The following is a 12,890-nucleotide window of genomic DNA, read 5'->3' as shown; positions in this document are numbered from 1 at the left end:
AAAATTTTGCAAAAAAATTAGGGTATTACAGACGTATCGCATAATATACATTGCGAAGCAATAAGGGGAAAGAATAATTCTTAAATTCGTTTCTATTCATTAAAACTACTGCGTTAAAGCTCTTTCTATTCTCAACGCTTTCGAATAAAAGGTTAAAACTCATCAACTTTTTTTATTAAAAAAATTATAAAAATACTTGTCGCAAATATAAGTTTTTTAATTCTGTTAAAAAGATAAAATAATATTAAAATTTAGCTTTACAGAACTGATGTTTTATGATGTAAAACAAATATTCAACAATTATTCAAAAATTTATTTTTTCTTTAAGGTTTAGCAAGGTTAAATATTGTATTTTTGAAATCGTTTTGAACGTAAATTATGGGTAAAATTATTGCTATTGCTAACCAAAAAGGTGGTGTTGGTAAAACGACAACTTCGTTAAACCTTGCCGCTTCATTAGGTGTTTTAGAGAAAAAAGTTTTATTAATTGACGCAGATCCGCAAGCAAATGCAACATCTGGTTTGGGTTTTGATTTGGATGAAATCGAAGCTGGAACCTATGAAGTATTGGAAAATGAAGTGCTTGCGAGCAAAGCTATTTTACAATCAGAATCGCCAAACCTAGACTTGATGCCTGCTCATTTAGATTTAGTTGCTGCCGAGATTGAGATTGTAGATTACGAGAACCGCGAATACATGTTAAAAAACGCGCTATCAGAAATCAAAGATCAATATGATTATATTATTATAGATTGCGCGCCTTCACTTGGTTTAATTACTTTGAATGCGCTTACAGCTGCAGATTCTGTGATTATTCCTATTCAGTGCGAATATTTTGCATTAGAAGGTTTAGGAAAATTATTAAATACGATAAAAGGAATTCAACAACATCACAACAAAGAACTGGATATTGAAGGTTTATTGTTGACGATGTATGATTCGCGTTTACGCCTTTCTAATCAAGTATTAGACGAAGTGAACAATCATTTTCCGCAAATGGTTTTCAAAACAATTATTACTCGAAATGTACGTTTGTCAGAAGCACCAAGTTTTGGCGAAACAATTATTCAGTACGACGCAGCAAGTAAAGGTGCAGAAAATTACTTAAATTTAGCGCGTGAATTTTTAATTAACAACAACGATACAGTTTAAATAAAATGGCAAAGCCAAACAAAAATAATCGCTTAGGACGTGGATTATCTGCTCTATTAAAGGATGAACCAACTGTAAAAACAGCACAAGATGAAGGTGCAAAGAAATTGGTTGGAAACATTTTGGAAATAGATTTAGAAAAAATCACCGCGAATCCTTGGCAGCCACGAACTAATTTCGATAAAAAAGCTTTAGAGGAATTGGTTTCGTCTATTCAAACATTAGGCGTTATTCAACCGATTACGATTCGTAAAAAACCAACTGGTGAATATGAATTGATTTCTGGTGAAAGACGTTTTCGCGCTTCACAATTAGCTGGTAAAAAAACAATTCCAGCTTATGTACGTTTAGCAAATGACCAAGAAATGCTGGAAATGGCATTGGTCGAAAATATTCAGCGTCAAGATTTAGATGCGATCGAGATTGCGCTTTCTTACCAACAATTGATTGATGAAATCAAGTTAACACAAGAAGAATTAAGTAAACGTGTTGGGAAAGACAGAACGTCTATTACCAATTATTTGCGTTTATTAAAATTAGACCCAATTATCCAAACAGGAATTCGTGACGGAATGATTTCAATGGGACACGGTCGCGCTTTAATGGCTATTGATGATACTGATTTACAATTTGATATTTACGAAAAAATTGTCAAAAACAATTTATCTGTTCGCGATACAGAACGTTTAATCAAATCGATAAAAGAAGGTAAACCTGAGAAAAAAGCAACAAATGAATTACCTTCTCAGTACAAAGAAGCATTAAGTTCTATTTCAAATTCATTGAATACGAAAGTTGAAATAAAACGTGCAAATAATGGAAAAGGTAAAATAATTTTGAATTTTACTTCTGATGATGAGTTTGAACGATTAAGAAAATTTTTAAATGAGAATTAAAGCATTCTTACTTGGATTAACGATCTCTTCGACGTTTGCTTTCGGTCAAGTTAAAACGGATTCTTTAGTCGTTGTCGAAAATAATGTTATTGTAAACGATACAATGAGCGTAACTAAAGAAGCATTAATGGAGAAAAGTCCAATTAGAGCCTCTTTGTATTCGGCTATTTTACCTGGTGCTGGACAATTGTATAACAAAAAATGGTTAAAAGCACCTATTGCGCTTGGTTTAGTAGGTACAGGAACAGGTTTTACGATTTATTACAATAATTTGTACAAAAAATACCGAAAAGCTTATATTGCGGTAAGAGAAGGAACACCAAACGAATTCACAGGAATTTTATCTGCAGAGCAATTGGCAGTTATTCAAGATGATTACAAACGAAAACGCGATTATAGTGTCGCTTTAACTGCATTAGCTTATTTATTAAATATTGTAGATGCAACAGTAGATGCGCATTTATTCACAGTTCGTAATGACACAGAAATGTCATTCAAACCAACAGTCATTCAAGATGAAATGACATTAGAGCCAGTTTTAGGATTGGCATTTAACTTAAAATTTTAGAAATTACAGATGAAAATTGCATTAATAGGATACGGAAAAATGGGAAAAGCCATTGAAGAAATTTTAATTCAACGCGGACACGAAGTTGTACTTAAAATATCTCGTACTCCACTTGCGGAAGAATTAAATAATGTTGAAGTTGCAATAGAATTTTCGAGACCAGAATTCGCTTACGACAACCTTAAAGTATTACTTGAAAATAAAATCGCAACAATTTGTGGAACAACAGGATGGTTAGATAAACAAGAAGAAATTAATCATTTAGCAATTTCAAATAACACCGCTTTTTTATATGCTTCTAACTTTAGTTTGGGCGTTAATTTATTCTTCGAATTAAATTCTATTTTAGCTCGAATGATGAATAAATATCGTAACGAATACCAAATTAATCTAGAAGAAATTCATCATACACAAAAGCTTGATGCACCTTCTGGAACAGCGATTACAATTGCAGAAGGAATTATTGACAATTCAACATATAATTCTTGGTCGATGGACGAAAAAGCAAAAGACATTATTCCAGTTGAAGCAAAAAGAATCGAAGATGTTCCCGGAACACATATCGTACAATATAACTCTGATGTAGATACTATTGAGATTTCTCATACGGCGCATTCTCGCAAAGGTTTTGCCTTAGGTGCCGTGATTGCTGCGGAATGGATTTGGAATAAACAAGGTGTTTTCACAATGAAAGATGTACTTGAACTGAACTAAATTAAAATACTAAATATCAAAAACTTATGCATGTACTAATTTACTGGTTAATTGGTTTTATTATTGCCAATATAATCTTTGGAGCTGCAACTTGGAAATTATATAAAAATGCTGGAAAGCAAGCAATTCAAGCTTATATTCCTTTTCTAAATATCTGGAAAGGTTTAGAAATTATTCATCGTCCAAAATGGTGGATTATTCTATTTTATTTGCCAATTGTTGGTCCTATTTTTTGGTTAGTATTCTTTGTTGATTTAGGAGATTCTTACGGAAAAATTGAAACAAAAGACAAAGTCATTATGGTTTTGACTTTAGGTTTATACATTTTTGCGGTTAATTATTCTGATAATCCAAAATATTTAGGTCCAGAAAAACGCAAACCAACATTTGTTTCTTCCTTAATTTTTGCCCTTGTTTTAGCAACTTTGGTTCATAACTGGTTTATTCAACCAATGATTGTTCCAACAGGATCGATGGAAAATACAATCAAAATTGGTGATGCTTTATTTGTAGAAAAAGTAAGTCACGGAGCGCGTGTTCCTATGACACCAATCGGAATTCCATTCTCAGAATTTATTTACCGTGATGGTTTTATCGACAAAGCACGCCTACCTTATATGCGTATTCCAGGTTGGAGAGATTTAAAATCGAACGACATTGTTGTCTTCAACTATCCTACAGATTCTATTTACAATGCGATCGATCGTAAAGATGCTTATGTAAAACGTTTAGTTGGTTTACCAGGAGAAACTGTACAGATTCGTAATGGAGTTTTATATGTAAACGATAAAAAATTCATTCCGAAAAAAGATGCACAAGTTCAGCATGCTTATACAGTTGTTGTAAAAACTCCTTTCAGTGATAAATTATTATACGATAATTTTGGAATCATAAGTACAGATTATAATGCTGCAAAACAAAGCGACGGAACATTTATTTATCAATTTGCAGCTTTGACTGATGCTCATGTTACAGCAATGAAATCTAATGCAAATGTAGTTTCTGTTGAACCTATTTTACAACCTGTAGGTGAAAAAACGGAACATATTGTAAATGGAAAAATTGATAGTACAAACACTATTTTTCCAGTAAACAAAAACTGGAATCCTGATCAATACGGACCTTTATACATTCCGAAAAAAGGTGATGTAGTTGATGTTAACAAAGAGACTTTAGCGCAATATATTAACATTATTCGTCGCTATGAAAACAATACATTAAGAGTTGATTCTACAAACGGTAAGTTTGATGTATTTATCAATGATCAAAAAACAGATAAATACGAAATCAAACAAAATTACTATTTTATGGTTGGTGATAACAGAAATCAATCATTAGATGCACGTTTCTTTGGTTATGTTGGAGAAGATCATATTATTGGTCGTCCTATTATGATTTGGGCAAATATGAACGGAATGTTCGAGCCTGCTGCTCCTAAGAAATTTATTTGGAATCGTTTCTTTACATCAATTAATAATGATAATCCTGACAAAACTTCTTACGGAATTTATGTTCTAATTGCCTTAATTGGTTGGATTGGATATGATATTGTAAAAGCTCGTAAAGAGAAAAAGAAGAACAAATATTAATAAAAAGAGCGATTAAAATCCTCTAAATTATAAAATTAACAACACTATAAATGTGCATTATAAGCTACTTGTAATGCACATTTCCATATAAAATAATAGAATGAAAAATACGTTTGCAGCTTTTTATTTTGGACCGATTGATTACTATGCAGAAATGGTAAAAAGCCAAACTTTGGATATCGAAGTTCAAGAAAATTTTCAAAAGCAAACTTACCGTAACCGCATGTATATTTTGGGTGCAAATGGTAAATTAATGTTGAATATTCCAATTTTACACAACGGAACACGTTTGTTCAAAGATTTGCAACCTTCTTATGAATATGATTGGCAAAAAGAACACATCAAATCTTTAAAGTCAGCTTATCAAAGTTCTCCATATTTTGAATATTATGAAGATGAAATTATTCCAATTTTAGAACAAAAAGAGAAATTTCTTTTAGATTTTAATCTAAAAACAATTGATTTCATCAACAAGAAATTAAGCTTAGATTTGGAGATTTCTAAAACTGAAACATATCAAGATTTAAATCCTGAAAATGATTTCAGAAATCAATTTTCTGCTAAAAAAGCACCTCAGTATAACCTACCAGAATATGCACAAGTTTTTGATGATAAATTTGAGTTTATAGAAGGTTTGAGTATCTTAGATTTACTTTTTAGCGAAGGACCAAGTGCCGCAGTATATTTAAAAAACTTAATAAAATAACAACATGAGAAAATTATTTATTGCTTTAGGATTTGCCTTTACATTAGGGTTTGTTCAAGCACAAACAACAGAAGTACCAAAAGAAAAATGGTATCATGCAGGTGTAGAACAAACAGGTGTTTATGGTGTAAATACTGATCAAGCTTTACAATTCTTAAAAGACAACAAAAGAAAAGCAAATACAATTATTGTAGGAGTTTTGGACAGCGGTGTTGAAAATTTTCACGAAGATTTGAAAGCAAATATGTGGTCAAATCCAAAAGAAATTCCAGGAAACGGAATCGATGATGACAAAAATGGTTACATTGATGACGTACATGGATGGTCTTTTTTAGGAACAGCAAAAGGAATCAATTACAATGATGATACCACTGAATTAACACGTGTTTACAAAGCTTTATCATCTAAATACGCAACTTTCGATCAAAAGAAAAATCATGAAGCTATTGTAAAAAATCCTACTGAATATGCTGAATTTCAAAAAATTGAAAAAGAATATTTAAGCGCTGTAGGAAAAGCAAAATATAACCAACAAGTTGCTCAATCTAAATTGAATGCTGTTGAAGGTGGTGTAAATAAAATGGTTCTTGAATTTGGAGATACTAAATTAACTAAAGATATTTTAAAAAATTACCAACCAACAGATTCTCAAATCTTAGAAGCTTTATGGATTTTTGGTGAATTGAAAGAAGAGCAATGGATTGGAAAAACGATGAAAGAAGTTTCGAATACCTATTTAGGAGCTGCTCGTCGTGCTGCGAAGGGAGATGCTTTATCTTCTCACTTAAATTTAGATTTGGTTGATCGTAAAGATGTTGACAATCCAAATGATAAAAAAGAGCGTTTTTATGGAAACAGTGATTCTAACGGACCTGAATCTTCTCACGGAACTCACGTTGCTGGAATTATCGGTGCTGTAAGAGGAAATAATATCGGTTCTGAAGGAACGACTGGAGGAAATAATGTAAAAATTATGTCGGTTCGTACAGTTCCAAATGGAGACGAACGCGATAAAGATGTTGCAAATGCAATTTACTACGCAGTTGACAATGGAGCAAAAATCTTGAATATGTCTTTCGGAAAACCTTATTCTCCTGATGCAGATTTAGTTTGGGATGCGTTCAAATATGCTTCTGATAAAGGTGTTTTAATCGTTAAAGCGGCTGGAAATAGCAACGAAGATATTGATGTTCATGTACATTATCCAACTAATTTTAGAAATGGAAATGTTGTTTCTAAATCTGTTCTTACGGTTGGTGCTTCTACTAAAGATCCAAATGCTTTAAAAGCTCGTTTCTCTAACTATGGTAAAAAATCGGTAGATGTTTTTGGACCAGGACAAGAGATTTATGCAACATATCCAGGGGTTGATCAATATCGTTTCTTAAACGGAACTTCTATGGCTTCACCTGCTGTTGCTGGTGTTGCAGCGTTGGTTTGGTCACATTATCCAAAATTAACTGCAGAAGATATTCGTAATATCTTAATGGAAACAGTTAATAAAAATGAGCAATTAAAAGAGATTTCTGTTGCTGGAGGTGTTGTAGATTCTTACAAAGCTGTACAAAAAGCTGAAGAAATTTACAAACAACGTAAATTGAAATAATTTTAAATTTAACACAACATTATAAAAAGGCTTCAAATTTTGGAGCCTTTTTTGCGTTTAAACTCGAGATAATTTTAGATGTAACAATTTCGGTTGTTTCTCGACATATAGATAAATCAATTATGAAAAAATTCTTATTAAGTATATCAGTTGCCATGTTTGTTGGTGTGGCATCGTTCGCACAAGAAACGACAACTGCTCTACCATTGCCTAAAGTTGATCAAAAATATTGGCAACACGAATCTTTAGAAGAAAGTGGTGTTTATGGTGTAAATACTCAAAAAGCTTTACAATTTTTAGAATCAAAAAAACGTAAACCTTCACAGTTAATTGTTGGTGTTTTAGATTCTGGAGTTGAGATTACTCACCCAGATTTAAAAGATAATATTTGGACAAACACCAAAGAAATTGCTGGAAATGGAATTGATGATGACAAGAATGGTTATGTTGATGATATTCATGGTTGGAATTTTATTGGAGGAAAAGATGGTAAAAATGTTGATGGAGATACATTAGAGTTAACACGTCTTTTTGTAAAATACCGCGATTTATTCGAAAAAAGTAAAGATGCAGCTTCTAACAAAACAAAATTCCCAAAAGAATTGGAAGAATATCAAAAAATAAAACCTGAGTTCGAAAATAAATTAGCCGAAGCAAAACAAAATGCAGCGCAATATGTGCAGATGAATGATATTTTCTCAGTTGCATTTCCTGCTTTGATTAAAGAATGGGGCGAAAAAGAGTTGAATGAAAAAAATATGATGTCTTTTAAACCTGTTTCTAAAGAAGCACAACAAGGGATGATTATTTTTGGTATGGTTCCGAAAGAAGCTTGGGAAGGAAAATCAATGAAAGATTTCTTAACAGAAGTTGGAAATGAAATTTCAGAAGGAACAAAATACTACAAAGAACAAGTTGAAATTAACTTGAATACAGAATTAGATCCTCGTCCAATTGTTGGTGATAATTATGCTGATAAATCAGAACGTTTTTACGGAAATAATGATGTAGATGGCCCTGATTCTATGCACGGAACACACGTTTCTGGAATTATTGCAGCAAAATCTGGTAACGGAATTGGAATGGATGGAATCGCTGGAAATGGTTATGTAAAAATCATGTCAGTTCGTACAGTTCCAAATGGAGACGAACGTGATAAAGATGTTGCGAATGCCATTCGTTATGCAGCAGATAATGGAGCAAAAATCTTAAATATGTCTTTTGGAAAAGCTTATTCTCCTGATAAACAAATTGTTTGGGATGCATTTAAATATGCTGAGAAAAAAGGTCTTTTATTGATTAAAGCTGCAGGAAATGAAAACGTAAATATTGATGACGAAATTCACTTCCCTACCGTTTATGACGACAAAGGTGTAGAAGTTTCTAAAAACGTAATTACAGTTGGAGCAAATACAATGGATAATGACAATTTAAGAGCAAGTTTTTCTAATTTTGGTAAAAAGTCTGTAGATGTTTTTGCGCCAGGAAATGAAATATATTCTACTGTTCCTAATAAAGATGGGGAATACAAAAATGAAAGCGGAACTTCTATGGCTTCTCCAGTTGTAGCAGGAGTTGCGGCTTTGGTTTGGGCACATTATCCTAAATTAACTGCAACAGATATCAAACAAATATTGTTAGAATCTGTCAACAAAAATCCTGCTTTAACAGATATTTCTGTAACAGGCGGTGTTGTTGATGCGTACAAAGCTGTTCAATTAGCAGAAAAAATGTATGTTGCTAAAAAATTGAAGTAAGGAAATCTTAATATCACCATTTCTTATAGTATTTAAGTAACAAAATAAACTTGGGTTAGATTCTATTTTTTTTAGAGTCTAACCTTTTTTTGTATAAGATATTTCTTGTACAGATTGAATAAAAATTGTCAGTTCGAGTGATTTTTAGGAAAAATTATAAATGAATCATTTATTTAAAATCATAATTTCTCCTCGCCCATTTTTTACTTGGTTCAATCCATTCATCAAGAGCTTTATAAAGAAAACCATGCTTTAAGCCATTATTTAATTCAATTTCTTTGAAATGATTGATTTTATTGGTTGAATTTTCTTTACGTTTTATAGCTGAAACGCCAAATGCATCAGACTTCTCGTAAATGGTTAAAACATTTCCAGAAAATTTTATATCAGGCATTTCTTCTAAATCACTTTCTTGAAACGAACCAATAAATACATAGTTGATTTGAGGATTATTTTTAAAAGTTGATACATATTGCGCAATGTAACCACCTTTCGAAGTTCCTACAACCGTAATATGATTAGGTTTAACACCTGTATTAATCAAACTATCAATTTGCTTAACAACCTTTTTTGCATATTTTATTCCGTCTGTTTTTGGCTTTCTTTTCTCGCTAATCACAATAAATCCGTCATTCCTGAATGAATTCAAAACTTTAGAATACTCAATTTTAGTTTTATAGACTGTATCATAATCTCCATCGTTATGCGTTTCTAAATATTTATTATGGAGAAAAAAGATATAATCTTGATCCTTTACATTTTTTGATATTTTATGTTGCGAACAACTCATTAAACCAATTATGAGAATCAACAAATATTTCATTATTCAATTTTAAATCAATCAAATATAACAAAAAAACCCTTCACTGAAAAGTGAAGGTTTTTTTTATATTCTAAATTTGTAAATCTAAATTCAAACTTACTTACCAGTTCATCAAAACAGAGCCCCATGTAAATCCTGCTCCAAAAGCAGTCATCATTACTAAGTCACCTTTTTTGATTTTACCTTCTTGTTTTGCTTCACTCAATGCAATAGGAATAGATGCTGCCGTAGTATTTCCGTAACGCATAATATTGTTATAAACTTTCTCATCTGGTAATCCCAATTGTTTTTGTACAAATTGAGAAATACGCAAATTCGCCTGATGTGGAATAAATAAATCTAAATCTTCTGGCTTTTTATTCGCAGTCGATAAAGCTTCGATAATTGATTCTGGAAAACGAGTTACCGCATGCTTGAAAACATAGTTCCCATTCATATATGGATAAATCTCTTTTTTAGTTAACGTATTACCTTCTTTCAATAATTCGTCTGACCAACCTGTTTTTGTTCCAGGGAAAGTAACTGCTAATTCTTCGGCAAATTCACCTTCAGAATGTAAATTAGTCGATAAAATTCCACGTCCTTCTTCTTCCGTTGCCGAAACAATTACTGCTCCTGCTCCATCTCCAAAAATTACTGAAACGCCACGACCTTCATCCGACATATCCAATCCGAATGAGTGCACTTCTGCTCCAATCACCAAAATATTTTTGTAAACTCCTGCTTTTATAAAAGCATCAGCCGTTGATAACGCATATACAAAGCCAGAACACTGGTTACGAATATCCATTGCCCCAATTGTACGACAACCTAACTCTTTTTGCACCAATACACCATTTCCAGGAAAATAATAATCGGGAGATAAAGTCGCAAATAATATAAAATCAATATCTTGAGCAGTGATTCCTGCATCTTCTAACGCATTTTTAGCCGCAATAACTCCCAAATCTGTAGACGAAATCTTAGAACCTGGCTCGATATGTCTTCTTTCGACAATCCCTGTACGTTCCTGAATCCATTCGTCATTGGTATCCATCACTTCAGCTAAATCAAAGTTTGTAACAACTCTTTCGGGAACATAATGCCCAACACCTGTAATAATAGAGTGTATCATGTGATTATGGTTTACTTTTCAATTGAAGCAAAGATATTAAATGATAAGCATTCTTTAAAACAAATGCGTCTTTTTGACAATAAATTATTTAGAAAATCTTGTTTTTAATATTCCGTTCATAATGATAGAAAGTACCATTACCCCTGTAGCAATATAAAATATAGGATTCATATGTTCTGAATCTCCAAAAATAAGACTTGCCAAAATGATGCCATAAACTGGTTCTAAATTTACGTTCAACATCAACGTAAAAGCACTAACATGTTTCAGCAAATCAACTGATTCTATTTGTGCAAAAGCTGTAAAAATGACGCCAAGCAAAGTCAACCATCCTAAGTTTGACCAACTTATATTTACAACTTCAGAAATAGCTTCTGGCTGAAAAAGAATCATTACCACCGAAAGTGTGATAACTCCACCAATCATTTCGTATAAAGTAACTTTAGTTGGTTTGATTGACTTTGGTAATCTCGAATTAAGAACTGCAAATAATGCCGATAGAAAACTACACAAAATACCAATGATAATTCCCAATTTATAATCTTCTGGTGATGCATTAAAAATAACAGCTACACAAGTGGAAACGATTATAGCAAGAATTATTTCGAGCAGATTAATTTTTCGTTTAAAAAAAATAGGTTCTAAAATCGCACTAAAAAGCGCGCCCATCGACAACGTACTCAACGCAATTGAGATATTAGAAAGTTTAATCGACAAATAAAATGTAAACCAATGTATTCCTACAATTCCACCGATAGCAAGTAATTTCAACAATTCGTTTTTAGTTACCTTGAAATCCATTTTTCTGAACTTCATATAAATAAAAACAGCAATAGCCCCAATAAGAACACGATACCAAACCATTGACAACGCACTCATTGTAACTAATTTTCCGAAAACTCCTGTAAATCCCCAAAGAAGTACGAGAAACTGCAACCGAAGTTGAACTTTTGAAATCATTCTAAGTCTTTTTCGCAAAAGTAAAGTTTAATTCTATATTGCTAAAACGATTTGATTGATTTAATCTGTAAATAATTTTGTATAAGTTCTAATATTAAATTAACATTAAATAATTATTACTCAAACTTTAATTCTTATTCTTCGTTGTATTTTCGAAACTTCAAAATTAATCGATGGATTTTAGTATTTTTTTACAACCAGATGCATTAGTTGCATTATTTACATTAACAATGTTAGAAATCGTTTTAGGGATTGATAATATTGTTTTTATTTCTATTTTGTCAGGAAAATTGCCTGCACATCAACAAAAGAAAGCACAACAGCTTGGTTTATTTTTAGCCATGTTTACACGTGTTATCCTTTTATTCTCACTAAGTTGGGTCATGAGTCTTACCACTCCTCTATTCAATATTGGCGAATGGATTGGCATTACTTCAACCGAATGGTTAGAAAAATTAGCAATCTCTGGTCGAGATTTGATTTTACTAATCGGAGGATTATTCTTGATTTATAAATCGACTGTAGAAATTCACCACAAAATAGAAGGTGTTGAAGAAACCGGAGGAAAAGTGAAAGTCCATTCTTTTGCAGGAACTATCGTACAAATCTTAATTTTAGATATTGTTTTCTCATTAGATTCTGTAATTACAGCAGTTGGTATGGCAGAACATATTGAGGTTATGATTGCGGCTGTAATTATTGCTGTTGCAGTTATGATGCTTTCAGCAAGTGCGGTTTCTAAATTTGTGAACGATCATCCAACGGTTAAAATGTTGGCTTTATCATTCTTATTATTAATCGGCGTTTCGTTATTAGCAGAAGGGTTTGATCAACACATTTCGAAAGGATACATTTATTTTGCCATGGGCTTCTCTGTTTTAGTCGAATTCTTGAATTTGAAAATGAAGAAAAAACATTCGAATCCAGGAATTGTTCGAAATACGGTTGGTGATGCAGAAGAACAAAACAAAAATATATAATACAAAAAAGAGTTTTTTTCAAAAC

The 12,890-nt window shown here is 32.1% G+C and carries 12 protein-coding genes; 9 read left to right on the top strand and 3 right to left on the bottom strand.

From position 1 onward, the window contains the following. The first annotated feature begins 378 nt into the window (after positions 1-378). The 8 genes from ACTS9J_RS08520 (at position 379) to ACTS9J_RS08485 (ending at position 8,988) form a co-directional block, all read left to right on the top strand. Positions 379-1,152 carry a ParA family protein gene (locus ACTS9J_RS08520; RefSeq protein WP_038330582.1) on the top strand — a complete coding sequence of 258 codons (774 nt, stop codon included), beginning with the start codon at positions 379-381 and terminating at the stop codon, positions 1,150-1,152. A gap of 5 nt (positions 1,153-1,157) precedes the next feature. Continuing rightward, positions 1,158-2,048, top strand: coding sequence for a ParB/RepB/Spo0J family partition protein (locus tag ACTS9J_RS08515; RefSeq protein ID WP_038330580.1), 891 nt, complete (start codon positions 1,158-1,160; stop codon positions 2,046-2,048). Next, positions 2,038-2,616 (top strand): DUF5683 domain-containing protein, encoded by a 579-nt coding sequence (locus ACTS9J_RS08510; protein WP_180904451.1) that lies wholly within the window; start codon positions 2,038-2,040, stop codon positions 2,614-2,616. The genes ACTS9J_RS08515 and ACTS9J_RS08510 overlap by 11 nt, the downstream gene beginning before the upstream one ends. 9 nt (positions 2,617-2,625) lie before the next feature. Further along, on the top strand, positions 2,626-3,330 hold the full coding sequence (gene dapB / locus ACTS9J_RS08505; protein ID WP_115000386.1) for a 4-hydroxy-tetrahydrodipicolinate reductase: 705 nt from the start codon (positions 2,626-2,628) through the stop codon (positions 3,328-3,330). A gap of 26 nt (positions 3,331-3,356) precedes the next feature. Beyond that, on the top strand, positions 3,357-4,919 hold the full coding sequence (lepB, locus tag ACTS9J_RS08500; protein WP_219033981.1) for a signal peptidase I: 1,563 nt from the start codon (positions 3,357-3,359) through the stop codon (positions 4,917-4,919). Between the two features lie 100 nt (positions 4,920-5,019). Further along, the gene (locus ACTS9J_RS08495; RefSeq protein WP_180904454.1) at positions 5,020-5,625 is read left to right on the top strand and encodes a WbqC family protein; all 606 of its coding nucleotides are present in this window, start codon (positions 5,020-5,022) and stop codon (positions 5,623-5,625) included. 4 nt (positions 5,626-5,629) lie between these two features. Continuing rightward, positions 5,630-7,231, top strand: a complete 1,602-nt coding sequence (locus ACTS9J_RS08490; protein WP_291051797.1) for a S8 family serine peptidase — start codon at positions 5,630-5,632, stop codon at positions 7,229-7,231. Between the two features lie 122 nt (positions 7,232-7,353). Continuing rightward, positions 7,354-8,988: a S8 family peptidase gene (locus ACTS9J_RS08485; RefSeq protein ID WP_219033983.1), complete on the top strand. Its 1,635-nt coding sequence runs from the start codon at positions 7,354-7,356 to the stop codon at positions 8,986-8,988. A 169-nt stretch (positions 8,989-9,157) separates the two neighbouring features. Here ACTS9J_RS08485 and ACTS9J_RS08480 read toward each other — a convergent pair whose 3' ends face one another. From ACTS9J_RS08480 to ACTS9J_RS08470, 3 genes are all read right to left on the bottom strand, one after another. Next, complete coding sequence (locus ACTS9J_RS08480; RefSeq protein ID WP_448353128.1) at positions 9,158-9,811, bottom strand: alpha/beta hydrolase; 654 nt, start codon at positions 9,809-9,811, stop codon at positions 9,158-9,160. Positions 9,812-9,911: 100 nt separating this feature from the next. Then, positions 9,912-10,925 carry a beta-ketoacyl-ACP synthase III gene (locus ACTS9J_RS08475; RefSeq protein ID WP_286494918.1) on the bottom strand — a complete coding sequence of 338 codons (1,014 nt, stop codon included), beginning with the start codon at positions 10,923-10,925 and terminating at the stop codon, positions 9,912-9,914. Positions 10,926-11,009: 84 nt separating this feature from the next. Further along, a complete protein-coding gene (locus tag ACTS9J_RS08470; RefSeq protein WP_286494919.1) occupies positions 11,010-11,885 on the bottom strand; it encodes a DMT family transporter in 876 nt (291 codons plus the stop codon). A 173-nt stretch (positions 11,886-12,058) separates the two neighbouring features. Here ACTS9J_RS08470 and ACTS9J_RS08465 point away from each other — a divergent pair, with 173 nt between their 5' ends. Further along, positions 12,059-12,865 (top strand): TerC family protein, encoded by an 807-nt coding sequence (locus ACTS9J_RS08465; RefSeq protein WP_448353127.1) that lies wholly within the window; start codon positions 12,059-12,061, stop codon positions 12,863-12,865. Positions 12,866-12,890: the final 25 nt, after the last annotated feature.

The sequence above is a fragment of the Empedobacter sp. ULE_I140 genome (genome assembly GCF_053482575.1).
This window is presented reverse-complemented; position numbering and strand designations above follow the sequence as displayed.

What these genes read in the sequence shown, in the direction of transcription:
- ACTS9J_RS08485 (WP_219033983.1), top strand. Translation starts at nt 7,354, where the DNA reads ATGAAAAAATTCTTATTAAGTATATCAGTTGCCATGTTTGTTGGTGTG.
- ACTS9J_RS08520 (WP_038330582.1), top strand. Translation starts at nt 379, where the DNA reads ATGGGTAAAATTATTGCTATTGCTAACCAAAAAGGTGGTGTTGGTAAA.
- lepB (WP_219033981.1), top strand. Translation starts at nt 3,357, where the DNA reads ATGCATGTACTAATTTACTGGTTAATTGGTTTTATTATTGCCAATATA.
- ACTS9J_RS08465 (WP_448353127.1), top strand. Translation starts at nt 12,059, where the DNA reads ATGGATTTTAGTATTTTTTTACAACCAGATGCATTAGTTGCATTATTT.
- ACTS9J_RS08515 (WP_038330580.1), top strand. Translation starts at nt 1,158, where the DNA reads ATGGCAAAGCCAAACAAAAATAATCGCTTAGGACGTGGATTATCTGCT.
- dapB (WP_115000386.1), top strand. Translation starts at nt 2,626, where the DNA reads ATGAAAATTGCATTAATAGGATACGGAAAAATGGGAAAAGCCATTGAA.
- ACTS9J_RS08470 (WP_286494919.1), bottom strand. Translation starts at nt 11,885, where the DNA reads ATGATTTCAAAAGTTCAACTTCGGTTGCAGTTTCTCGTACTTCTTTGG.
- ACTS9J_RS08490 (WP_291051797.1), top strand. Translation starts at nt 5,630, where the DNA reads ATGAGAAAATTATTTATTGCTTTAGGATTTGCCTTTACATTAGGGTTT.
- ACTS9J_RS08480 (WP_448353128.1), bottom strand. Translation starts at nt 9,811, where the DNA reads ATGAAATATTTGTTGATTCTCATAATTGGTTTAATGAGTTGTTCGCAA.
- ACTS9J_RS08475 (WP_286494918.1), bottom strand. Translation starts at nt 10,925, where the DNA reads ATGATACACTCTATTATTACAGGTGTTGGGCATTATGTTCCCGAAAGA.
- ACTS9J_RS08495 (WP_180904454.1), top strand. Translation starts at nt 5,020, where the DNA reads ATGAAAAATACGTTTGCAGCTTTTTATTTTGGACCGATTGATTACTAT.
- ACTS9J_RS08510 (WP_180904451.1), top strand. Translation starts at nt 2,038, where the DNA reads ATGAGAATTAAAGCATTCTTACTTGGATTAACGATCTCTTCGACGTTT.